Here is a 20,580-nt window from a genome sequence, read left to right as displayed (position 1 = left end):
CTATCGTTGGGGCAGCATGCACACGCGAATGAGCCGCTGGTGGGACGGGATCTCCCTGCGCACCAAGATCACCGGGATCACGGTGCTCCTGGTGGCGCTCGGACTGCTCGTCGCGGGGCTCGGCACGATGACGGTGCTGTCGACGTACCTCATGGCCCAGCTGGACAACAACGTCCGTCAGACGACGGAACAGCTCGAGGGTCAGAACATCAGCGACGGTGAGCAGTACTGCAAGCTCTCCGTCGTCCTCTCGCAGAGCGCGTACGTCGCCGCGTACGACTCCGCCGGCAAGCAGATCTGCCAGACCCCGGCGTCGAGCCGCCCCGACATCCACGAGCTCGACTTCTCCTCCGCGGCGCAGACCAGTTCGCGCTTCTCGCTGTACGACAGCCAGCACAACCACGAGTGGCGTGCGCAGGTCATCCCGGCGTCGCTGCAGGACCAGTCGACCGGCACCACGCAGGCCGGGTACGTCCTGGTCGCGGTGTCGAGCGCCGACACCGACCAGACCGTCCTGCGATTCACCGCCATCTTCCTGAGCTTCGGTGCCTCGGTGATCCTGCTCGGCGCCATGCTCACTCGGCTCCTCGTGACAGCGACGTTCGACCCCCTGCGCGACGTCGAGGACACCGCTGCCCGGTTCGCCGCCGGTGACTTCAACCAGCGCCTCGAAGCCGACACCCCCAACACCGAGGTCGGTCGACTGAACCGGTCCCTCAACTCCATGCTCGAGCGCATCGACTCCGCGTTCGAGGACCGGCAGCGCACCATCGACCAGATGCGCCGGTTCGTCGGGGACGCCTCCCACGAGCTCCGCACGCCCCTCGTGTCGCTCCGCGGGTACGCCGAGCTCTACCGGATGGGCGCGCTCCGTAAGGAAGAGGACGTCGCCCAGGCGATGGAGCGCATCGAGAAGGAAGCCCAGCGCATGGGCCTCCTCGTGCAGGACCTGCTACAGCTCGCCCGCATCGACGAGTCGAAGCCGCTCGAGCTCGGCCCGGTCGACCTCGTCGCCATCGCCCGTGACTCCGCGCTCGACACGATGGCGTCGAACCCCGACCGCGAGATCCAGGTGCTCGTCGAGGACTCGGTGACCGGCGAGAGCGTGCCGCACGCGGTCCGCCCGGCGTCGGCTCCCGCCTCGGCCCCCGGTTCCGGCGACGGCCCCCCGGCATCGCCGACGTCCGCGAACACGACCGGCCCCATCGCGTTCTCGCGCCAGACGATCGCGCGACTCCGCGCCCGCCGCACCCGCGCGATGGGTGTCGACGGCACGGCTGCCCCCACCGACGAGACCACCCCGCTGCCCACCGTCGTGCTGCCGAAGCGGCCGCCGATCGTCCTGGCGGAGGAGAACAAGATCCGCCAGATCGTGACGAACCTCATGGGCAACGCCATGCGCTTCACGGAGCACGACGACCCGATCGAGATCGGCATCGGCGTGGACGACGAGCGCGGGATGGCGCACATCGACGTGATCGACCACGGCGAGGGCATCCCGCCGCAGCTGCGCGACAAGATCTTCCAGCGCTTCTGGCGTGCCGACACCTCGCGCGCACGGGACACCGGCGGCTCGGGCCTCGGGCTCGCGATCGTCTCGGGCATCGTCGCGGCGCACCACGGGTCGGTCGAGGTGTTCGACACCGAGGGCGGCGGCGCGACCTTCCGCGTGTGGCTCCCCCTGCTCCCCCGCGACTACGCCGCCCCCGCGCCCGCCGGCGCTTGACGCCCGCGGGCGTGCCGCCCGCCCGCCGGCCCACGCCCGTCCCGAGCGGGCACTATCTGTCACGTTCGACGCTCCAGACCGGCACGAACCGCCCGGTCGGCGGTCGACTGGCCGCGTGTCCTGCCCACTCGCAACGCGAAAGCCTGACGCAGTCGCTCGAACATGACCGCTGGACGAGCGGCATCGGCAGCGGTGACGTGGATCACGAGCCAGCCGTTCACCTCGAAGCCGTTCCGGCGACGCTGGTCGTGGTGGAAGGTCTCGCGCTCCCGGTGGTGGTCACCGTCGTACTCGAGGGCGATGCGGTACTCCGGCCAGGCCATGTCGACGCGTCCGAGGAACTTGCCAGCACCGTCGAGGACGTCGATGTTGAGCTGCGGCTCGGGGAACCCCGCGTCGACGACGGCGAGACGGACGCGGGTCTCCATCGCTGACTCCGCTCCGACGCGGATCAACTCCAGTGCAGCACGCGCCATCCGAGATGCTCGTGCCCCAGCACGGATCGCCTCGGCGAGCTCATCGATGGTCGCGAGTCCGCTCCGACCGACGAGGTGATCACCGATCACCACCAGGTCGGCGAGTTCGAGCAGCGAGGCACACTCGAACCACATCTGCGCCGGTGCGCTCACCCGTTTGCCACAGTGCAGTCGGACGTCCGTCGATGCCGACCGGTGCCCCACCACTCCGGTGCGCCGCATGGCGTTGTCCGACGCCGAGGTGACGTGCACCGGGCCGTTGCGAGCAGCCGACGGCAACGGTGCGCCCCAGATCGACGCCGCACTGGTGTGGCTGAAGTGCTGGTCGGGTCGGAGCACCACCGCGATCGCGTCGATCCGACTGACGGTCGAACCGGCACGAGCGCGCACACCGTGGACGGGCGACTCGAGGTCACGGCGCCGGAGTCGACCCGCGGGGATGTCCCGCGCAAGCGCGTCCCGAACGCGGAACGGGGCGTACTGGAACGGAACCGGAAGGGGACGTGCGTCGCGCATGCGCACCATCGTCGCCAAGAGGTGCCCAACGGAGGATCTTCGGGAGGCGACCTGTGGAGAACTGCCGAGCCGCGCCTCCTGTGCGGGAACAGTCTCGGGACTGAGCGGGCAGAACACGCCGCGCGTGGTTCGCGGAGCGGGCGGTAGGTGCCGCCAGGAATCGGCGAGCGTGACGTCTTCCGCCCGCTCGGCGGCCCCGCCCGCCCCCAGCCCCCGCCGGCGCCGCCCCCCCCCCCCCCCGCACGCGGAAGGGCCCCGCACGCGCAGCGTGCGAGGCCCTTCCGTCAGGACTGCTTAGAAGTCCATGCCACCCGTCGGGTCGCCGGCCGGAGCAGCAGGGGTGCGCTCGGGCTTGTCGGCGACGACGGCCTCGGTCGTGAGGAACAGACCGGCGATCGACGCAGCGTTCTGCAGCGCCGAGCGCGTGACCTTGGCCGGGTCGATGATGCCCGCGGCGACGAGATCGACGTACTCACCGGTCGCGGCGTTGAGGCCGTGACCCGACTCGAGCTCGCGGACCTTGGCGGCGACGACACCCGGCTCGAGACCGGCGTTCAGCGCGATCTGCTTGAGCGGCGCGTCGATCGCGACGCGGACGATGTTCGCACCGGTCGCCTCGTCGCCCTCGAGCTCGAGGGTGTCGAGCACGACGGACGCCTGGATGAGGGCGACGCCACCACCGGCGACGATGCCCTCTTCGACAGCGGCCTTCGCGTTGCGGACGGCGTCCTCGATGCGGTGCTTGCGCTCCTTGAGCTCGACCTCGGTCGCGGCACCGGCCTTGATGACGGCCACGCCACCGGCGAGCTTCGCGAGGCGCTCCTGGAGCTTCTCGCGGTCGTAGTCGGAGTCGGTCGCCTCGATCTCGGAGCGGATCTGGCGGACGCGGCCCGCGATCTGCTCCTCGTCACCGGCACCCTCGACGATGGTCGTCTCGTCCTTGGTGATGATGACCTTGCGGGCCTTGCCGAGCAGGTCGAGCGTCGCGTTCTCGAGCTTGAGGCCGACCTCTTCCGAGATGACCTGGCCGCCGGTGAGGATCGCGATGTCCTGCAGCATGGCCTTGCGACGGTCGCCGAAGCCCGGGGCCTTGACGGCGACGGACTTGAAGATGCCGCGGATCTTGTTCACGACGAGCGTGGCCAGGGCCTCGCCGTCGACGTCCTCGGCGATGATCAGGAGCTGCTTGCCCGCCTGGATCACCTTGTCGACGACCGGCAGGAGGTCCTTGATGTTCGAGATCTTCGAGTTGACGATCAGGATGTAGGCGTCCTCGAAGACGGCTTCCTGACGCTCGGGGTCGGTCACGAAGTACTGCGACAGGTAGCCCTTGTCGAAGCGCATGCCCTCGGTGAGCTCGAGCTCGGTGCCGAAGGTGTTCGACTCCTCGACGGTGACGACACCTTCCTTGCCGACCTTGTCGATGGCCTCGGCGATGAGCGCGCCGATGGTCGGGTCAGCGGCCGAGATCGACGCGGTCGCGGCGATCTGGTCCTTGGTCTCGATGTCCTTCGCGTTGGCGAGGAGCTGGTCGGAAACGGCGGCGACGGCCTTCTCGATGCCGCGCTTGAGCGACACGGGGTCGGCACCGGCGGCGACGTTGCGGAGGCCTTCGCGGACGAGGGCCTGGGCGAGGACGGTCGCGGTGGTCGTGCCGTCACCGGCGACGTCGTCGGTCTTCTTGGCGACCTCCTTGACGAGCTCCGCACCGATCTTCTCGTACGGGTCGTCGAGCTCGATCTCCTTGGCGATGGAGACACCGTCGTTCGTGATCGTGGGGGCGCCCCACTTCTTCTCGAGGACGACGTTGCGGCCGCGCGGGCCGAGCGTCACCTTCACGGCGTCAGCCAGGATGTTCAGGCCGCGCTCGAGGCCACGGCGGGCCTCCTCGTCGAAAGCAATGATCTTAGCCATGTGAGTTTCTCGTCCCTCCCGGACGTCGTCATGGGGGTCGTGCTGGCACTCAGCGTGAGCGAGTGCCAACGCCGATTCTGGCACTCGCAGGGGTCGAGTGCAACACCGCCAGGAGGCGCGGGTCGAGTTCCCAGGACACGCACCGACACGAGGGACCGAAGCGACGAACGCCGGTCGCCGCACACGGACGAACGCGCCGCCCCGGACGGGACGGCGCGTTCGCGAGGTGGTTGCCGGGTCAGGCGGGACGGACCGATTCGGCCTGCGGCCCCTTCGACCCGGTGCCGACGTCGAACGTCACTGCCTGGCCCTCCTCGAGGACCTTGTACCCCGACATGTCGATTGCCGAGTAGTGCACGAACACGTCCTGGCCCCCTCCATCGACGGTGATGAAGCCGAAGCCCTTCTCGGCGTTGAACCACTTCACGGTTCCGTTGGCCATGATCTCTTGCTCCCTGCGGTGGTGCTGGTGCGGACGGCGTAGTCGCCGTCTTGGGGAGACTCTTACCGAACAATGCCGACAGGGCAAGAGGTGTGACGTTGTTTCACGTCGATTCCGACAAGAATCAACGTGCTCGAAACACGGCCGTCACAAATGCACGCATCACCAACCGGAGAACGCGACCAGGAATGCGCCGGGAACGATCAGCCGGCGTAGTCCGCGCCGAGCACGACGCTGATGTCGGCGTTCGGGAACGCCGCCGACTGCTGCACCGCGGTCGTGCCCAGCGACTTCGCGATGCCCTGCGCGACGGCGGCCTGGGCGGCCTGCTGGTAGTACACGATCGTCGAGGTCGCCCCGGTCGTGCCGGCGTCCCCCGTCGACGTCACCTTCCACCCGGCCGAGGTCAGCGCCGCGCTGCCCTTCGCCGCGAGGCCGGTCGTCGACGTGCCGTTCAGCACGACGAGCGTCGTCGCACCCTGGTCGGCCGGGGTCCCCGCGGCCGGTGCCTGCGACGCCGACGAGGACGCGGACGACGACGGCGCCGCCGATGCGGACGCCGACGCCGAGGCCGAAGCCGACGGCGATGCCGAGCCGGTGAACGAGTAGCTGCCGTTCAGGAGCGCGAGCGCGACGACGCAGACCCCCACGATGACACCGGTGGCGAGCGCCGCCCACGCGAACGCGATCCACCCGCGCCCACGCCGCTGCGCACCGCGGTGCGCCCCGACCCGGGGGCCGTCGGCGACGTCGTCGAACCGGTCTCGGGGGTATCTCGTCGTCATCGTTCCTCTTCACGTCCTTCGGGAGCTGCACCGGGCGCGACGAAGCTGCGCGCCGCCCGGGCACTGGTGCGCGCGTACCGGAGCCGCTGCAGCCGGGAGACCAGCTGCGGGTCGTACGCGAGCGCCGCGGGCGAGTCGATCACACGGTTCAGCACCTGGTAGTACCGAGCGGGCGACATGTCGAACTCGACCCGGATCTCCGCTTCCTTCGTGCGGTCGTGCCGTGCCCGGTCGTGCTCGAACGCGAGCACGTGCTTGGCGAGCTCGTCGAGCTCGACGGGTGTGGCGGTCACTGCGGTTCCGATCACGGTGGGGGAACGGGTCTCGCACATCGTAGGGGTGGAGGTCATCCGCACCCTGGCACGCCGCTGGACTGTCGCGAAGACCGGTCACAGGTTCGGATCGGCCAACCACCGGACGCGGACCCCGAACGGGTCCGAGACGGCCAGGGCCACACCGTCGAGCGATGCGGTCGCGAACGCCTCCGGATCAGCGGGGTCGACGTCGTCCGGCAGGGTCGCGGCGACCCCGCTGAGGATCCCCGTGCGTTCCAGCGCGATCCAGTGCACGCCCCGCTCGCGCACCCGGTCGACGAACCGCTGGCGGTCCGCGCCGGGGACGTACACGAGGGTCCCGGTGGTCAGGACGACGGGCACGACGTCGTCCGGCAGGGCCTCCAGTGCGCGGTCGAGGTCACCAGGCAGGGTGCCCCGGATGCGGACGGGAGGCGCGGCGAGCGTCGCACGCGCAGCCTCGCGCATCAGGGCGGTGCGGTCCGTCGCCTCGGGCGGGACGGCCTCGACGAGCCGGTCGAACGCCCCGGGCCCGGCGAGGTCGATCGGGTTCGGGTCGAGGGCCACCCGCGCCCGGACGTCGATCGGGCACGCTGCCGGTGCCGGCACCGCGCCGCTGGCCGCCGCGACGAGGTGCACGCCGGGCTCGACGGAGGCCGTGTGCATGCGGACGACCTCGGACCGCGCCCCGACGACGTAGTCGAGCGTCACCCGGTCCGGGATCGAGCACAGCCCCGCCGCCGCCCCCGCGTCGACGAGACCGAGCGGCCGCCCGACCCGCGCGGCGAGCGCCGCGAACAGCGGGACCACCGGGGCGAGGCGTCTGGGGTCGTTGGCCTGCACCGTGGCGGAGGCGAGGGCGGCGACCAGGGCGGGTCGCGCCTCCTGGACGAGCGCGCGCAGCGCACCGGGGTCCGCCGGATCGGCGCCCAGGCGACGGGCGACCGCGAAGAGGAGTTCCGGCTGCCGCTTCGATTCCGGGACCTCGTCGAGCAAAGACACCGCCCCGTCGTCCAGCGACCGCGCCCACGCGGCGTAGGACGGCGAGACGCCCGCGATGCGCTCCGCGTAGGCGGCGTACCGCTCCCGCGTGTCCATCAGCGACCGGGACGGTGCATGCCGACGTGACGGATGCCGGCCTCGTCGTAGGGCGCTCCGAAGCGGACGAAGCCGTGGCGCTCGTAGAGTCCAGCGACGTACTCCTGGGCGTGCAGGACGAACGGCTCGTGCCCGTGCGCACCGAGCACCGCGGCCACGAGGCGACCGGCGATCCCGCTCCCGCGGTGTCCGGGGTCGGTGGCGACCCGGCCGATCACCCAGGCGGGTGCTGCCGAACCGTCCGGGTGGACCTCGTCCGGTGCGGGTCGGATGAGCCGCAGGTACCCAACCGCTCGGTCGTCGGTGCCGAACCACCAGTGCTCGGTGTCCGGTTCACGGTCACGGCCGTCGTAGTCCTCGGCCGTGACGCGTTGTTCCAGTGCGAACACGCGGTTCCGGATCACCACGATGCCGTACAGTTCGTCCGTCGTCAGACGGTCCCAACGGGCGTGGTGCACGGAATGTTCGGACATCGTCGCGAGTTTACCGAAGTGGTCGTCCAGCAACGGCGACAGGAGCAGGAGGAAACAATGGCATACAACGTCGACAAGTCCGACGCCCAGTGGCGCGAGGAGCTCTCCCCGGACCAGTACGCCGTCCTCCGGCAGGCCGGCACGGAGCGCCCGTGGACGGGTGACCTCCTCGACGAGGAGCGCGCCGGTGTCTACACCTGTGCGGCGTGCGGCGCGGAGCTGTTCAAGAGCGGCACGAAGTTCGACTCCGGCTGCGGCTGGCCGTCGTTCTACGAGTCGGTCGATCCCGACGCAGTGCAGCTGCTCGAGGACAACTCCCTCGGCATGGCACGCACCGAGGTCCGCTGCGCGAACTGCGGCTCGCACCTCGGCCACGTGTTCCCCGACGGGTTCGGCACGCCGACGGGTGACCGCTACTGCATGAACTCGATCTCGCTGAACTTCTCCGAGAAGAGCGAGTGAGGCCCCGGCGCGTCCGCCGCTAGGATGGGCGCGTCAGCCGGCATGGCGCAATTGGTAGCGCACCGTACTTGTAATACGGGGGTTGCGGGTTCGAGTCCCGCTGCCGGCCCCACGTGCGAAGGCCCCGGGTGGGAACACCCGGGGCCTTCGGCGCGTGGAACACGGATCAGGGGGCGTTCCGAGCGCTCGACGCGGTAACCAGCCGGTCGTGCAGTGATGGTGACACCGCACCGAACACGGTGTCCACATCCCTGGTCAAGCTCGCGGAAAGCCGCACCCGTCGGACAGCGAACGCTCAGCGACCCCCGGTGATCTTCCGCTCGCGCTGCGCGACACCCGCGGTGCCGTAGGGGTAGTCGTCGATGCGCGGCGCGCTGACCTCGGTGAGCCGTGCGAGCTCGGCGTCGTCGAGGACGAGGTCGGCGGCACCGAGGTTGTCCTCGAGCTGCGAGACCGTCCGGGCACCGAGGATGACGCTCGTCACGGCCGGTCGGGCGAGGAGCCACGCCAGGGAGACCTGCGACCGCGAGGCACCGTGCGCGTCGGCGATGTCCGACACCGCGTCGAGGACGGCCCAGGTGCGCTCGTCGCCGTTCCGCGCCTCCCACGCCTCCATCCCGCGCGCCGGGTTCTCGCCGAGCCGGGTCGCGCCGCTGGGGGCCTCGTCGCGCTGGTACTTGCCGGAGAGCCAGCCGCCGGCGAGGGGCGACCAGGGCAGCAGGCCGATGCCGGCGTCGAGGCAGGCGGGGACGATCTCGTGCTCGATGTCGCGGACGAGCAGGTTGTACTGCGGCTGCAGCGTCACGGGCGGGGCCCACCCGTGGCCCTTCGCCTCGTACACGGCCTTCGTGATCTGGTACCCGAGGTAGTTCGAGAACCCGTAGGAGCCGATCTTGCCCGCGGACACGGCGTCGTCGAGGAAGCGCAGGGTCTCCTCGATCGGGGTGAGGGCGTCCCACGCGTGCATCTGGTACAGGTCGATGTGTTCGACACCGAGACGCTCGAGCGAGGCGTCGAGGGCGACCCGGAGGTGCCGACGGGACAGCCCGAGGTCGTTCGGCCCGTCGCCCTGCGGGAAGCGCCCCTTGGTGGCGAGGACGACCTGCTGTGCCTCGGTCGGGTGCGCGGCGAGCCAGCGGCCGATGATGCGCTCGGACTCGTTGCCGGAGTAGACGTCCGCCGTGTCGATGAGCGTGCCGCCGGCGGCGACGAACGTGTCGATGATGGTGTGCGAGGTGGGTTCGTCGGCTTCGCTGCCGAAGGTCATGGTGCCGAGGGTCAGCGTCGACACCGATGTCCCGCTGTTGCCGAGGAGTCTGTAGTCCATGGCCGGGACGGTACGCGCGACCACCGGGGACAACGAGGACCTGGCAGTACCCGTCAGCGCTGGTCGGACACGGCGGTCTCGGTCAGGAACGTGATCGCGGCCTGGCGGAAGTCGCGCGACGTCGGTGCGTTGAAGTGGTTCCGGCCCGGGATCTCGAAGAACGAGGCGTCCGGGGCCGCCGCCGCGAGCCGCACGGCACTGTCCTTGATGCCGTCCTCGCTGCCCGCGGCCATCAGTACGGGCTGCGCGGGCGCGTTCGACGGCGTCGGCTCGATGCTGCCCCGCATCCCCTCGACCATCGCCACGAGCGCGCCGAGGTCGTTCCCCTCGACGCCGGCGGCCATCGTCAGGTAGCCGTTCGTCACGCGGTCCTCGATCGGGGTCCCGTGGGCGAGGTGCGCCTTCGCCTGGTCGACCCGCACGCGCCGCATCGGGTCGGCGTCGGGGATGCCGCCGAACACCGCACGGGTGATCCGGTCGGGGAGCTGCTCGGCGGTGTGCCAGCCGACGCGGGCGCCGAGCGAGTACCCGAGGTACGCGACGTCGTCGAGCAGGTAGGTGTCGATCACGCTGACGACGTCCGCGACGAGGTGCTCCATCGAGTACGCGGACGGGTCGTGCGGCTTCGACGAGGCGCCGTGCCCGCGCTGGTCGAGCGCGACGACGCGGTACCCGGCGCGGACGAGGTCGCGCGTCCACCCCGAGGCGTGCCAGTTCAGCAGCGCGCCGGAGGCGAACCCGTGCACGGCGACGACCGCCGGCGCCTCGGGGTCGCCGAAGTCGTAGGTGGCGATCTTCAGCCCGTCCGGGGACATCACGACGCGGGGACGGGGTGCTTCGGGGACGAGTGACATGTCCCCTCCAGGCTACCGGGGCACTGTGGTCGCCATGGACGGCTACGGCGGCGATCAGATCCGGGCGGCGGAGCGGCCGCACCTCGACGCGGGCGAACCGCTCATGCAGCGTGCGGCGGACGGGCTGGCGCGGATCGTCGGCGGACTGCTCGACGACCCGGCCGTGCGTCCGGCTGACGGACCGGGATCGGTCCTGCTGCTGGTGGGCAGCGGCGACAACGGTGGTGACGCGCTGTTCGCGGGGGCACGCCTGGCGGCGGACGGGAGGCGCGTGACGGTGCTGCGCGTCGGCTCACGCGTCCACGGGGCGGGCCTGGCAGCGGCGCTGGACGCCGGGGCGCGCCTCCTGGACCGCCCGTCCGACACCGGGTCGGTCCGTCCGGCCGCGGACCTCCTCGCAGCGGCCTCCCGGGATGACGCTGCGCGCCTGGCCGCCGTCGCGACCGACGCGGCGCTCGAGACGGACCTGGTGCTCGACGGGATCCTCGGCATCGGCGTGCACGGCGCGTCCGCGCTCCGCTCTCCGGCGCGCGAGGTCGTCGCGGCGATCCGCCAGCTCGCGCGCGACCAGCGCGCACCGTTCGTCGTGGCGGTCGACGTGCCGAGCGGCATCGACGTCGACACCGGCGCGATCGCGGACGACCACGTGCTGCAGGCGGACGTCACGGTGACGTTCGGCGGGGTGAAGGCCGGGCTGCTCCGCGGACCGGGCGCGAGCCTCGCCGGGCGGATCGAGCTCGTCGACGTCGGGATCGGTGAGGACCTGGCGGGCGTGGAGCCGCTGGTCCGCACCTGAGACCCGGGCTCGGACCCGGGGTCAGACCGCGCCGGCGTCCACGCCGTGCTCGATGCCCGGGCGGGCCTCGAGCCAGGTGTCGACGAAGTGGCGGTAGTTCGCCGCGATGAGTCCCTCGGCGGCCTCGGTGTCGAGGTGTTCGCGGACGACGTCCTCGAGCGGTTCCTCCCAGTTGCTGCGACCGATGGCGAACCCGACGAACCCGTCCACCCCGGCGGCGGTGCGCAGCCAGTGGTCGAGCTGCTCCTCGGGGGCGTCCCGTCCGAGGACGATGCACTGCACCGCGTCCCGGCCACCGCGACGCACGGTCCGGACGACCCGTTCCGCGTCCGCGCGCTCGTCGAGGCCCTCGAGCTTCCACACGTCCGCCTCGACCCCGTGGTCCTGCAGGTACTCGATGACCTGCACGACGAGGTCCGGTCGGAGGTCGCGGTCGTAGTCCTCGACCGATGCCCGCTGCTCGTCGGTCGCTGGCACGAGCAGTTCGACCAGGAACGGCCGGCCGGCAACGTGCAGCACGCCCGCGACCTCGGCGAGCTCCGATGCCTGCCGCTCGCGGCGCTCCGCGTCGAAGTCGGGGTTGTCACGCACGAGCACCTTCACCCAGTCCGGGTCGAAGGCGTCCACGTGCGCGATCCAGTCCTCGCCGTACTCGAGTTCGAACCACTCACGGCCCGACCGCTCGATCGGCATCGCGAGCTGGAGGCCGGCCTCCTTGACGAGCCGGGCGACGTCGGAGCCGTAGCGCTCGTCGACGAGGACGCCGGTCCGCTCGCGGGATGCACCTGCCGCGAGCGCCGTGAGGACGCCGCGGTAGACGAGCTGCTTCCCGGCGCGCACGCGCTCGGCCTCGGCGTCGTCGAGCGGCTCCCCGCCGGACTCGTCGTAGGTGTGCTCGAGGAGCGAGGACCGCTGGTCCATCGCGAAGAGGAAGAGGGGGTGGGATTCGTCGAGGACGGGCATGCCGTCCGGTCTACTCCTCCCGCCGATGCGGGCACCGAGCACCGCTCACCCGTACATTCGGGGCATGACGTTCAACGACGACTCGCAGCTCAAGGGCGGGAAGGTCACCCGGCGGGGGCGCGGCGCTGCGATCGGCGGCGGCGCGGTGGGCGTCGGCGCCATCGTCGTGTTCCTCATCGCACAGTTCACCGGCGTCGACCTCTCCGGCATCATCGACGGCGGCAACGGCACGACCGAGATCCAGCAGCGCGGTGAGACCATCGACGCAGCAGCCGAGTGCCGAACGGGCCGTGACGCGAACCTCAAGATCGAGTGCCGGATGGAGGGCGCCGCGGAGTCGCTCGACGGGTACTGGACGTCCGAGTCACGGAAGCTCGGGATCGCCTACACGACCCCGGGGTTCATCCTGTTCGGCGGCTCGACGAGCACCTCGTGCGGCCAGGCGTCGGCGGCGACCGGCCCGTTCTACTGCCCGCCGGACCGGGCGATCTACCTCGACACCGCGTTCTACGACGACCTGCAGTCGAAGTACGGCTCCTCCGGAGGGCCGCTCGCGCAGATGTACGTCGTCGCGCACGAGTGGGGCCACCACATCCAGCAGCTCCAGGGTGCCTTCGCGAACACCGACCGCTCCGGGACCGGTGCGTCGTCCGGCAGCGTCCGCGTCGAGCTGCAGGCGGACTGCTACGCGGGCGCCTGGGTCGGCGACGCCGCGACCACGAAGGACGCGAACGGCGAGACCTTCTTCGAGCCGATCACGCGTGCCGAGATCGAGGACGCGCTGTCCGCCGCGAGCGCCGTCGGCGACGACAGCATCCAGGAGCGCTCGAGCGGTCGGGTCGACCCGGACTCGTTCACCCACGGGTCGAGCGAGCAGCGCCAGAACTGGTTCCTGCGGGGCTACCAGCGCGGCGCGACGGCGTGCGACACGTTCAGCGTGCCGGGTTCGTCCCTGTAGTCCGGGTCAGCAGCCCGGGTCAGTTCGACGGCGAGGCGCTCGGCGTCGCGGACCGGGTCGGGGTGGCACTCGGCGTGGGCGTCGGCGTCGGCGTCGGGGTGGCGTCGCTCGCACCGGCAGCCGTCACCACGAAGGTCCGGAAGTCGTCGTTCGTGATCGGCGACGTGAGCTCGTAGCGCTGTCCGTTCACGAGCACGAGGGGCGTGCCGGGGAACTCCTTGAGCGTCGACCCGGGGATGTCACCACCGGTCACCGCGGTGGTCCGCTCGTCGATCCACTTGCTGTATGTCTGGTCCTCGATGCACTTCGTGATCGTCGACCGCTTCTGCAGCCCGTCCACGCCCGTGACGACCTTCGTCAGCTGCGCGTCGGTCAACCCGGCGGTGCCCTCCTCCGGCTGCTTCGCGAACAGCGCCTGGTTGACGGCGAAGAACTGGTCCGGCGAGCTGTCCGCGACGCAGGCGGCGGCGTTCGCGGCACGGAGCGAGTACTTCGTGCCCTGCGACCGGTTCGAGAGGATCGCGATCGGGTGGATGTCCACCGTCGCCGCACCGGAGTCGACGAGGTTCTGGATGTACTCGCCGTTCGCGTCCTCGAACTGGCCGCAGATCGGGCAGAGGTAGTCGACGTACATCGTGATGCGCACCGAGCCGGCGGCGTCCGTCGAGGTCGGCGCGGGCGACTGCGAGGACGCCGTGACCGCCTTGAGGTCCTGCCCGATCGTGATGCCGCCCTGCGAGGTGTTCGCCGGGCCGGGGCCCGCGGGCTGCACGGAGTCGACGAGGACGAGTGTCACGACGGTCGCTGCGGCGAGCAGGACGACGCCGATGCCGATCTGCAGGCCGAGTCGGAGTCCGCGCTGGCGGCGCTTCTGCTGGGTGCGGGCACGCTGGGCGCGCTGTCGTGCGGCTTCGCGTCGTTCGTTCCGCGCGGCGCGGGCGTCACCCTCGGGGCGGTTGGTCATGCGTCGAGTGTCCTCACGTTGGTCGTCGTCCGTACGGCTTCCCCCGGCAGGCCGGACGGACCCGCCGATCGTACCGGGACCCGATGGGAACCACCCAACCCGGTGTGAGCACTGGCGCTCACGGGGCAGATCGTGTTGTATGAACCTCGATGGTCGACGGCGACCATCCGGGGCCCCCACGGGCAACCGCTTCACTCGGATCGTCCGGCACGTACCTGCCGGTGAAGGAAGGACCGAACGCTCATGGCGTCCGTCACCTATGACAAGGCAACCCGTCTCTACCCCGGAGGCAACCGTCCCGCGGTCGACTCCCTGGACCTGGACGTCGCCGACGGCGAGTTCCTCGTCCTCGTCGGCCCCTCGGGCTGTGGCAAGTCCACGTCCCTACGCATGCTGGCCGGCCTCGAAGAGGTCAACTCCGGCTCGATCCGCATCGGCGACCGCGACGTCACGGACGTCCCGCCGAAGGACCGCGACATCGCGATGGTGTTCCAGAACTACGCGCTGTACCCGCACATGACCGTCGCCGAGAACATGGGCTTCGCGCTCAAGATCGCCGGCGTCGGCAAGGACGAGCGCGCCACCCGCGTGCAGGAAGCCGCGAAGCTCCTCGACCTCGAGCAGTACCTCGGCCGCAAGCCGAAGGCGCTCTCCGGTGGTCAGCGTCAGCGCGTCGCGATGGGCCGCGCGATCGTCCGTCAGCCGCAGGTGTTCCTCATGGACGAGCCGCTGTCGAACCTCGACGCCAAGCTCCGCGTCCAGACCCGTACCCAGATCGCCTCGCTGCAGCGTCGTCTCGGCGTCACCACGGTCTACGTCACGCACGACCAGACCGAGGCGCTCACCATGGGTGACCGCATCGCGGTGCTCAAGGACGGCATCCTGCAGCAGGTCGGCTCGCCGCGCGACCTCTACGAGAAGCCGAACAACGTCTTCGTCGCGGGCTTCATCGGCTCGCCGGCGATGAACCTCCTCCCGGCCGACGTGGTCGAGGGCGGCATCAAGTTCGGTTCGCTCAACCACCCCATCGACCGCGACACGCTCTCCAACGCGCGTTCCGGGAACATCACGGTCGGCATCCGCCCCGAGGACGTCATCGTGGCGCAGTCGGGCGAGGGCCTGCCCGTCACGGTCGACGTGGTCGAGGAGCTCGGCGCCGACGGCTACCTGTACGGTCACGCCGACGTCAAGGGTTCGCGCGTCGACATCGTCGCCCGCGTCGACGGGCGTTCGCACCCGTCGATCGGTGACACGATCGTCGTCACGCCGAAGCAGGGCCACGTGCACGCCTTCGACACCGAGTCGGGCGAGCGGCTCGACGACAAGGCCGTCGTCAGCGCGTAACGCTGGAAGGTCCCCACAGGAGGCGCGGTGCCAGCTGGCACCGCGCCTCCCGTCCGTCGCACACGTACCAGAGGAACCAACCGTGCCCGACTCGATGTCCATCACCGCCGCAACCGTCGACCCCGGACTCCTCGACCTGCCGTGGGACCTCCCACTGGCGGACTGGCCGGACGAGACGATCGTCGCGCTCCCGAAGGGCATCTCGCGGCACCTCGTGCGGTTCGTGCAGCTCGGCGGGTACGTCGTCGCCGTGAAGGAGACCGGCGAAGAGGTCGCCCGCTCGGAGTACGAGATGCTCCGCACCCTGCAGCGCATGGACGTGCCGTGCGTCGACCCCGTCGCCGTGATCACGAACCGGGTGAGCGCCGACGGCGAGGCCCTGCACCCGGTGCTCGTCACCCGGCACCTGCGCTTCTCGCTGCCGTACCGCGCCCTGTACTCGCAGACACTGCGGCCCGAGACGGCCACCCGCCTGGTCGACGCCCTCGCGCTCCTGCTCGTGCGCCTGCACGTCATCGGCTTCTACTGGGGCGACGTCTCGCTCTCGAACACGCTGTTCCGACGTGACGCCGGTGCCTTCGCGGCGTACCTGGTGGACGCCGAGACCGGCAAGCTCTACCCCGGCGGCCTGTCGAACGGGCAGCGTGAGAACGACCTCGAGGTCGCGCGCGTGAACATCGCCGGCGAGCTCCTCGACCTCGAGGCCGGCGGTCGACTCGACGAGAACGCCGACGCCGTGGACGTCTCGAACCGGATCGTCGCGCAGTACCGGACGCTCTGGAAGGAACTCACCGGCACGGAGCAGTTCGACGTCAAGGAACGCTGGCGCATCAACGACCGCGTCGAACGGCTCAACGCGCTCGGCTTCGACATCGAGGAGCTCTCGATCCACACGACCGAGGGCGGGTCGCAGGTGCGCATCCAGCCGAAGGTCGTCGACGCGGGACACCACCAGCGACGACTCCTGCGCCTCACCGGGATCGACGCCGGCGAGAACCAGGCGCGGCGGCTCCTCAACGACCTCGACTCGTACCGGGCGCGCAACGGCCGCGACCTGCTCGACGAGGAGATGGTGGCGCACGAGTGGGTCTCGCGGGTGTTCGAGCCGGTGATCCGCTCGATCCCACGGGACCTGCGCGGGCGGCTCGAGCCGGCCGAGGTCTTCCACGAGCTGCTCGAGCACCGCTGGTTCATGTCGCAGGAAGAAGAGCGCTCGGTGTCGCTCCCCGAGGCGACGACCGCGTACATCAACGACGTGCTCCGGCACCGTCGCGACGAGCGGCTGCTGATCAACCCGCCGACCTCGTCGATGACGCTGCCGATCCCGGTCGTCGACGACGCGGTGCCGGCGTCGCCCGACGACGTCGAGGACTGGCGAGCCGGGGTCTGACGGGCCCGGGGTCGCCCCGGGCACGCCCCGGGCACGCCCACGCGCCCGCGCGCCTCACTTGGTGAGCAGGAATGGTCGCCTCCCGAACCGGGAGGCGACCATTCCTGCTCACGAAGTGTGCGACTACTCGGCGCGACGGCGCCGGGCGACCTCCCACAGGGTGACGCTCGCGGCGATGCCCGCGTTCAGGGACTCCGTCGCGCTCGAGATCGGGATCGAGACGATCGCGTCGCAGGTCTCGGTGACGAGGCGCGAGAGGCCCTTGCCCTCGGAACCGACGACGATCACGATCGGACGGTCGGCGAGCTCGAGGCCGTCGAGCTCCACGTCGCCGTCACCGTCGAGGCCGAGGACGAACAGGCCCATCGACTTGAGCGACTTGAGCGTCTGCGTGAGGTTCGGGGCCATCGCGACGGGGGTCCGGGCGGCCGCACCGGCCGAGGTCTTCCACGCGGACGCGGTCACACCGACCGAACGCCGCTGCGGGACGACGACACCGTGGCCGCCGAAGGCCGCGGTGGACCGGATGATCGCACCGAGGTTGCGCGGGTCGGTGATGCCGTCGAGGGCGACGAGCAGCGGGACCTCGTCCTTGGCGAACGCCCGCTCGACCACGTCCTCGGCCACGGCGTACTCGTACGCCGGGACCTTGAGCGCGACACCCTGGTGCACGCTGTCGTGCCCCGTGATGCGATCGAGCTCCGGACGCATGATCTCCATGATCGGGACGCCGCGGTGGTTGGCGAGGGCGAGGATCTCCTTGACGCGGTCGTCGACCTCGATGCGGGAGGCGATGTACAGCGTCGTCGAGGGGGTCTTCGTGCGCAGGGCCTCGAGCACCGAGTTGCGGCCGGTGACCAGCTCGGAGTCGTCGGTCTTCCGCTGCGGCGGACGACCGGTGCGCTGCTGCGGCGAGCTCGACGCACCGTGGCGCCCGCGAGCGGCCTCGAAGCGCTCCTTCGCCGCCTTGCGCTTGCCGGCGGGGTGGTACGGACGGTCCTCGGCCTTCGGCGTGGGCTTGCGGCCCTCGAGCGCCTGCGCGCCCTGACCCCCGGAGCCGACCTGCTTGTTGCCCTTGCGACCGGTCCGGACGGCGCCCGGCCGTCCCTTCTTGCTGCCCGAGACGTTCTTCATTGCTCTCTCCTGTCCGGCACTGCCGTTGTCAGGCGATGCTCCAGCGTGTACCTGCTGCGGTGTCCTCGATCGTGATGCCCGCGGATGCGAGGTCGTCGCGCACGCGGTCGGCCGTGGCGAAGTCGCGTGCGGCCCTGGCGTCGGCGCGTTCCTGCACGAGGCGTTCGACGAGTGCTGCGAGCGGTGCGGCCGTTGCGTCGTGGCCACCACCCGACCAGTGGGCGGCTCGCGGATCGATGCCGAGCACTTCCACCATCGCAGCCACCTGATGGTACGCGGTTCCGAGCGCTTCCGCATCGTCCGCGTCGAGGGCGGCGTTCCCGGAGCGGACGGTCTCGTGCAGCACGGCGAGGGCCTGGGGCACCGAGAGGTCGTCGTCCATCGCCGCGGCGAAGGCCTCGGGCACCCCCGGAGCATCGGCCAGCCGGACGCCCTCGAGCCGCGGTGCGGCCCGGGTCAGGAAGCCCTCGATCCGGTCGAGGGCCGCCTCGGCCTCGGCCAGGGAACCGTCGTGGTGGTCGATCGACGAGCGGTAGTGCGCGGCGCCGAGGAAGTACCGGACGACCACGGGACGCGCGGACCCGAGGAAGTCCGCGGCGAAGATCGAGTTGCCGAGCGACTTCGACATCTTCTGCCCGTCGACGGAGACGAGGCCGTTGTGCAGCCAGTAGGAGGCGAACGGGTCCCCGGCCGCCGTGGACTGCGCGAGTTCGTTCTCGTGGTGCGGGAAGCGCAGGTCGAGTCCGCCGCCGTGGATGTCGAACGCCGGGCCGAGGTAGCGCCGGGACATCGCCGAGCACTCGATGTGCCAGCCCGGGCGGCCGAGGCCCCAGGGCGAGTCCCAGTTCGCCGTCGACGGCTCCCCGGGCTTGGTGCCCTTCCAGAGCGCGAAGTCGCGGGGGTCGCGCTTGCCGCGGGGGTCGGCGTCGGTGGCCTCGACCATGTCCTCGCGCCGCTGCCGGGTGAGCGCCCCGTAGGACGCCCAGCTGCCGGTGTCGAAGTAGACGTCGCCGGAGCCGTCCGCCGCGGCGTAGGCGTGCCCGCGGTCGATGAGCTTGGTGATGATGTCGTGCATCTGCGGCACGCTCGCGGTGGCACGGGGCTCGTACGTCGGGGGCAGGATGCCGAGGGCGTTGTACGCGGCCGTGAACTCGAGCTCGACGCGGTACGCCCGGGCGAACCAGGCCTCGTCGGTGCCGTGCGCGAGGTCGAGCACCTTGTCGTCGATGTCCGTGACGTTCCGCACGAGCGTGACCCGGAGGCCGCGGTGGGTGAGCCAGCGGCGCCAGATGTCGTAGACGAGCGCGGAGCGCAGGTGCCCGATGTGCGGCGACGACTGCACGGTCGGACCGCACACGTACATGCTCACCTGTCCGTCGACCAGCGGGACGAGGTCGACGACGGCAGCGGCGCGGGAGTCGTAGAGGCGAACGGTCACGCGTCCAGCCTAGGACGTCAGACCGGTCGGACGACGGCTGTCGCGATCGCGGCGAGCCCCTCGCCGCGGCCGGTGAACCCGAGACCGTCCGTCGTCGTGCCGGAGACCGCGACCGGGGCCCCGACGACGGCGGCGAGGGCGTCCTGCATCTCGGTCCGACGTGCGCCGATGCGCGGGCGGTTCCCGATGACCTGCACGGTGACGGACACGGGCGCCAGACCGGCGGCGGCCAGCATCGCGACCGCACCCCGGACGAAGACGTCACCCGCCGCCCCGGCGTAGGCGGGGTCCGACGTGCCGAACGTCCCGCCGATGTCGCCGAGCCCGCCCGCCGAGAGCAGGGCGTCGCAGACCGCGTGCGCGACCGCGTCGCCGTCGCTGTGGCCGGAGAGCCCCGCTTCACCGGGGAAGTCGAGCAGCCCGACCCGGCACGGGGACGCCGCGTCGAACGCGTGCACGTCCACCCCGAGGCCGACCCGGGTGTCCACGGGGGTGGCGGCGCGGGCACGCACGATCGACTCGGCACGATGGAGGTCCCACGGGGTGGTGATCTTGAAGGCATCGGCGTCGCCCGGGACGAACCGCACGGTGCCGCCCGCCGCCTGGAACACCCCGGCGTCGTCGGTCTCGGCCTGCTGCGACACGGCGTACGCCTGCCGGAGCGCGGCGAGCGGGAAGCCCTGCGGCGTCTGCACCCCGACGAGCGCTGCGCGGTCGACGGTCTCGACGACGACGTCCCCGTCGACGCGCTTGATCGTGTCCGTGACGGGCAGTGCGGGGACGAACCCGGCACCCGCACCGTCGTGCAGCGAACCGGCGACGGCGTCGAACACCCGCTCGAACTGGGCGGGCGGCGTCAGACAGCGCGCCGCGTCGTGCACCAGCACCGCGGTGACGGAGTCCGGCAGCACGGCCAGGCCGGCCTCGACCGAGGCATGGCGATCCGCGCCTCCGGGGACGACGGCCGTGTACGCGACCGCAGCCCCGGCGACGGACGCGACCACCTGTCGGCAGTCGTCGAGGAGCGCCGCCGGCGCGACCACCACGACGAGCGTCGGCGACGGCAGGGCGAACAGCGGCTCGAGCGCCCGCGCGAGCATCAGTGTGCCGGCCACGGGGACGAACGCCTTGGCCGTCCCGATGCCGAGCCGCGTGCCGGAACCGGCCGCAACGACGACGACCGCCCTGTCCACCCCGTGGGGGAACAGAACGGTCGAGGACGTGTTC

General features: G+C 71.1%; 20 protein-coding genes and 1 tRNA gene. 7 read left to right on the top strand and 14 right to left on the bottom strand.

All coding sequences use genetic code 11. The annotated features are described in order from the left end of the window. Window positions 1-16 precede the first annotated feature (16 nt). Window positions 17-1,726 (top strand): cell wall metabolism sensor histidine kinase WalK, encoded by a 1,710-nt coding sequence (locus tag BJK06_RS10340; protein ID WP_070417820.1) that lies wholly within the window; start codon window positions 17-19, stop codon window positions 1,724-1,726. Between the two features lie 59 nt (window positions 1,727-1,785). On the opposite strand, the gene BJK06_RS10335 is transcribed toward BJK06_RS10340, so the two are convergent. From BJK06_RS10335 to BJK06_RS10305, 7 genes are all read right to left on the bottom strand, one after another. Beyond that, window positions 1,786-2,835, bottom strand: coding sequence for an endonuclease domain-containing protein (locus BJK06_RS10335; RefSeq protein WP_156794830.1), 1,050 nt, complete (start codon window positions 2,833-2,835; stop codon window positions 1,786-1,788). Between the two features lie 177 nt (window positions 2,836-3,012). Further along, window positions 3,013-4,632, bottom strand: coding sequence for a chaperonin GroEL (gene groL, locus BJK06_RS10330; RefSeq protein ID WP_070417818.1), 1,620 nt, complete (start codon window positions 4,630-4,632; stop codon window positions 3,013-3,015). A gap of 238 nt (window positions 4,633-4,870) precedes the next feature. Further along, window positions 4,871-5,074, bottom strand: coding sequence for a cold-shock protein (locus BJK06_RS10325; RefSeq protein ID WP_022903461.1), 204 nt, complete (start codon window positions 5,072-5,074; stop codon window positions 4,871-4,873). Between the two features lie 203 nt (window positions 5,075-5,277). Continuing rightward, window positions 5,278-5,859 (bottom strand): LytR C-terminal domain-containing protein, encoded by a 582-nt coding sequence (locus BJK06_RS10320; protein ID WP_070417817.1) that lies wholly within the window; start codon window positions 5,857-5,859, stop codon window positions 5,278-5,280. Then, complete coding sequence (locus BJK06_RS10315) at window positions 5,856-6,152, bottom strand: DUF3263 domain-containing protein (RefSeq protein ID WP_229085283.1); 297 nt, start codon at window positions 6,150-6,152, stop codon at window positions 5,856-5,858. The genes BJK06_RS10320 and BJK06_RS10315 overlap by 4 nt, the downstream gene beginning before the upstream one ends. A 96-nt stretch (window positions 6,153-6,248) precedes the next feature. Then, window positions 6,249-7,250 carry a DUF2332 family protein gene (locus BJK06_RS10310; protein WP_070417815.1) on the bottom strand — a complete coding sequence of 334 codons (1,002 nt, stop codon included), beginning with the start codon at window positions 7,248-7,250 and terminating at the stop codon, window positions 6,249-6,251. After that, entirely contained in the window at window positions 7,250-7,723 is a 474-nt protein-coding gene (locus BJK06_RS10305; RefSeq protein WP_070417814.1) for a GNAT family N-acetyltransferase, read from the bottom strand. Before BJK06_RS10305 ends, BJK06_RS10310 begins: the two co-directional genes overlap by 1 nt. Before the next feature lie 57 nt (window positions 7,724-7,780). Here BJK06_RS10305 and msrB point away from each other — a divergent pair, with 57 nt between their 5' ends. Together msrB and BJK06_RS10295 are read left to right on the top strand one after the other, a co-directional pair. Next, the gene (gene msrB, locus BJK06_RS10300) at window positions 7,781-8,185 is read left to right on the top strand and encodes a peptide-methionine (R)-S-oxide reductase MsrB (protein WP_070417813.1); all 405 of its coding nucleotides are present in this window, start codon (window positions 7,781-7,783) and stop codon (window positions 8,183-8,185) included. A 36-nt stretch (window positions 8,186-8,221) separates the two neighbouring features. Further along, window positions 8,222-8,297, top strand: a tRNA-Thr gene (locus BJK06_RS10295). A gap of 183 nt (window positions 8,298-8,480) precedes the next feature. Here BJK06_RS10295 and BJK06_RS10290 read toward each other — a convergent pair. Beyond that, window positions 8,481-9,512 (bottom strand): aldo/keto reductase, encoded by a 1,032-nt coding sequence (locus BJK06_RS10290; RefSeq protein ID WP_070417812.1) that lies wholly within the window; start codon window positions 9,510-9,512, stop codon window positions 8,481-8,483. A 53-nt stretch (window positions 9,513-9,565) separates the two neighbouring features. Further along, window positions 9,566-10,366: an alpha/beta fold hydrolase gene (locus BJK06_RS10285; protein WP_070417811.1), complete on the bottom strand. Its 801-nt coding sequence runs from the start codon at window positions 10,364-10,366 to the stop codon at window positions 9,566-9,568. Here BJK06_RS10285 and BJK06_RS10280 point away from each other — a divergent pair. Next, window positions 10,365-11,162 carry an NAD(P)H-hydrate epimerase gene (locus BJK06_RS10280; RefSeq protein WP_070417810.1) on the top strand — a complete coding sequence of 266 codons (798 nt, stop codon included), beginning with the start codon at window positions 10,365-10,367 and terminating at the stop codon, window positions 11,160-11,162. The two genes, BJK06_RS10285 and BJK06_RS10280, sit on opposite strands and share 2 nt — an antisense overlap. A 21-nt stretch (window positions 11,163-11,183) precedes the next feature. On the opposite strand, the gene BJK06_RS10275 is transcribed toward BJK06_RS10280, so the two are convergent. Continuing rightward, window positions 11,184-12,125 (bottom strand): 2-deoxy-5-keto-D-gluconate 6-phosphate aldolase domain-containing protein, encoded by a 942-nt coding sequence (locus BJK06_RS10275; protein WP_070417809.1) that lies wholly within the window; start codon window positions 12,123-12,125, stop codon window positions 11,184-11,186. A gap of 64 nt (window positions 12,126-12,189) precedes the next feature. Between BJK06_RS10275 and BJK06_RS10270 the strand changes: the two genes are divergently transcribed. Further along, a complete protein-coding gene (locus tag BJK06_RS10270) occupies window positions 12,190-13,083 on the top strand; it encodes a neutral zinc metallopeptidase (RefSeq protein WP_070417808.1) in 894 nt (297 codons plus the stop codon). Between the two features lie 19 nt (window positions 13,084-13,102). Here the strand turns inward: BJK06_RS10270 and BJK06_RS10265 are convergent, their stop codons facing one another. Then, window positions 13,103-14,047 carry a thioredoxin domain-containing protein gene (locus BJK06_RS10265; protein WP_070417807.1) on the bottom strand — a complete coding sequence of 315 codons (945 nt, stop codon included), beginning with the start codon at window positions 14,045-14,047 and terminating at the stop codon, window positions 13,103-13,105. Between the two features lie 243 nt (window positions 14,048-14,290). Between BJK06_RS10265 and BJK06_RS10260 the strand changes: the two genes are divergently transcribed. Then, window positions 14,291-15,391 carry an ABC transporter ATP-binding protein gene (locus BJK06_RS10260; protein ID WP_070417806.1) on the top strand — a complete coding sequence of 367 codons (1,101 nt, stop codon included), beginning with the start codon at window positions 14,291-14,293 and terminating at the stop codon, window positions 15,389-15,391. Between the two features lie 82 nt (window positions 15,392-15,473). Next, window positions 15,474-16,781, top strand: coding sequence for a DUF4032 domain-containing protein (locus BJK06_RS10255; RefSeq protein ID WP_092385133.1), 1,308 nt, complete (start codon window positions 15,474-15,476; stop codon window positions 16,779-16,781). A gap of 123 nt (window positions 16,782-16,904) precedes the next feature. On the opposite strand, the gene rlmB is transcribed toward BJK06_RS10255, so the two are convergent. The 3 genes from rlmB to ispD are packed head-to-tail and all read right to left on the bottom strand — an operon-like array spanning window position 16,905 to window position 20,546. Continuing rightward, window positions 16,905-17,915 (bottom strand): 23S rRNA (guanosine(2251)-2'-O)-methyltransferase RlmB, encoded by a 1,011-nt coding sequence (gene rlmB / locus BJK06_RS10250; RefSeq protein ID WP_070417805.1) that lies wholly within the window; start codon window positions 17,913-17,915, stop codon window positions 16,905-16,907. Window positions 17,916-17,943: 28 nt separating this feature from the next. Further along, on the bottom strand, window positions 17,944-19,353 hold the full coding sequence (gene cysS / locus BJK06_RS10245) for a cysteine--tRNA ligase (protein WP_070417804.1): 1,410 nt from the start codon (window positions 19,351-19,353) through the stop codon (window positions 17,944-17,946). Between the two features lie 17 nt (window positions 19,354-19,370). Continuing rightward, window positions 19,371-20,546 (bottom strand): 2-C-methyl-D-erythritol 4-phosphate cytidylyltransferase, encoded by a 1,176-nt coding sequence (gene ispD, locus BJK06_RS10240; RefSeq protein ID WP_083295180.1) that lies wholly within the window; start codon window positions 20,544-20,546, stop codon window positions 19,371-19,373. Window positions 20,547-20,580 lie beyond the last annotated feature (34 nt).

This window comes from Curtobacterium sp. BH-2-1-1 (assembly GCF_001806325.1).
Taxonomy (GTDB): domain Bacteria; phylum Actinomycetota; class Actinomycetes; order Actinomycetales; family Microbacteriaceae; genus Curtobacterium.
This window is presented reverse-complemented; position numbering and strand designations above follow the sequence as displayed.

Excerpts from the sequence above, each read along its gene's own strand:
- BJK06_RS10340 (WP_070417820.1), top strand. The coding sequence starts at position 17 with ATGCACACGCGAATGAGCCGCTGGTGGGACGGGATCTCCCTGCGCACC.
- groL (WP_070417818.1), bottom strand. The coding sequence starts at position 4,632 with ATGGCTAAGATCATTGCTTTCGACGAGGAGGCCCGCCGTGGCCTCGAG.
- BJK06_RS10325 (WP_022903461.1), bottom strand. The coding sequence starts at position 5,074 with ATGGCCAACGGAACCGTGAAGTGGTTCAACGCCGAGAAGGGCTTCGGC.
- BJK06_RS10320 (WP_070417817.1), bottom strand. The coding sequence starts at position 5,859 with ATGACGACGAGATACCCCCGAGACCGGTTCGACGACGTCGCCGACGGC.
- BJK06_RS10310 (WP_070417815.1), bottom strand. The coding sequence starts at position 7,250 with ATGGACACGCGGGAGCGGTACGCCGCCTACGCGGAGCGCATCGCGGGC.
- BJK06_RS10305 (WP_070417814.1), bottom strand. The coding sequence starts at position 7,723 with ATGTCCGAACATTCCGTGCACCACGCCCGTTGGGACCGTCTGACGACG.
- msrB (WP_070417813.1), top strand. The coding sequence starts at position 7,781 with ATGGCATACAACGTCGACAAGTCCGACGCCCAGTGGCGCGAGGAGCTC.
- BJK06_RS10290 (WP_070417812.1), bottom strand. The coding sequence starts at position 9,512 with ATGGACTACAGACTCCTCGGCAACAGCGGGACATCGGTGTCGACGCTG.
- BJK06_RS10280 (WP_070417810.1), top strand. The coding sequence starts at position 10,365 with ATGTCCCCTCCAGGCTACCGGGGCACTGTGGTCGCCATGGACGGCTAC.
- BJK06_RS10285 (WP_070417811.1), bottom strand. The coding sequence starts at position 10,366 with ATGTCACTCGTCCCCGAAGCACCCCGTCCCCGCGTCGTGATGTCCCCG.
- BJK06_RS10275 (WP_070417809.1), bottom strand. The coding sequence starts at position 12,125 with ATGCCCGTCCTCGACGAATCCCACCCCCTCTTCCTCTTCGCGATGGAC.
- BJK06_RS10270 (WP_070417808.1), top strand. The coding sequence starts at position 12,190 with ATGACGTTCAACGACGACTCGCAGCTCAAGGGCGGGAAGGTCACCCGG.
- BJK06_RS10265 (WP_070417807.1), bottom strand. The coding sequence starts at position 14,047 with ATGACCAACCGCCCCGAGGGTGACGCCCGCGCCGCGCGGAACGAACGA.
- BJK06_RS10260 (WP_070417806.1), top strand. The coding sequence starts at position 14,291 with ATGGCGTCCGTCACCTATGACAAGGCAACCCGTCTCTACCCCGGAGGC.
- rlmB (WP_070417805.1), bottom strand. The coding sequence starts at position 17,915 with ATGAAGAACGTCTCGGGCAGCAAGAAGGGACGGCCGGGCGCCGTCCGG.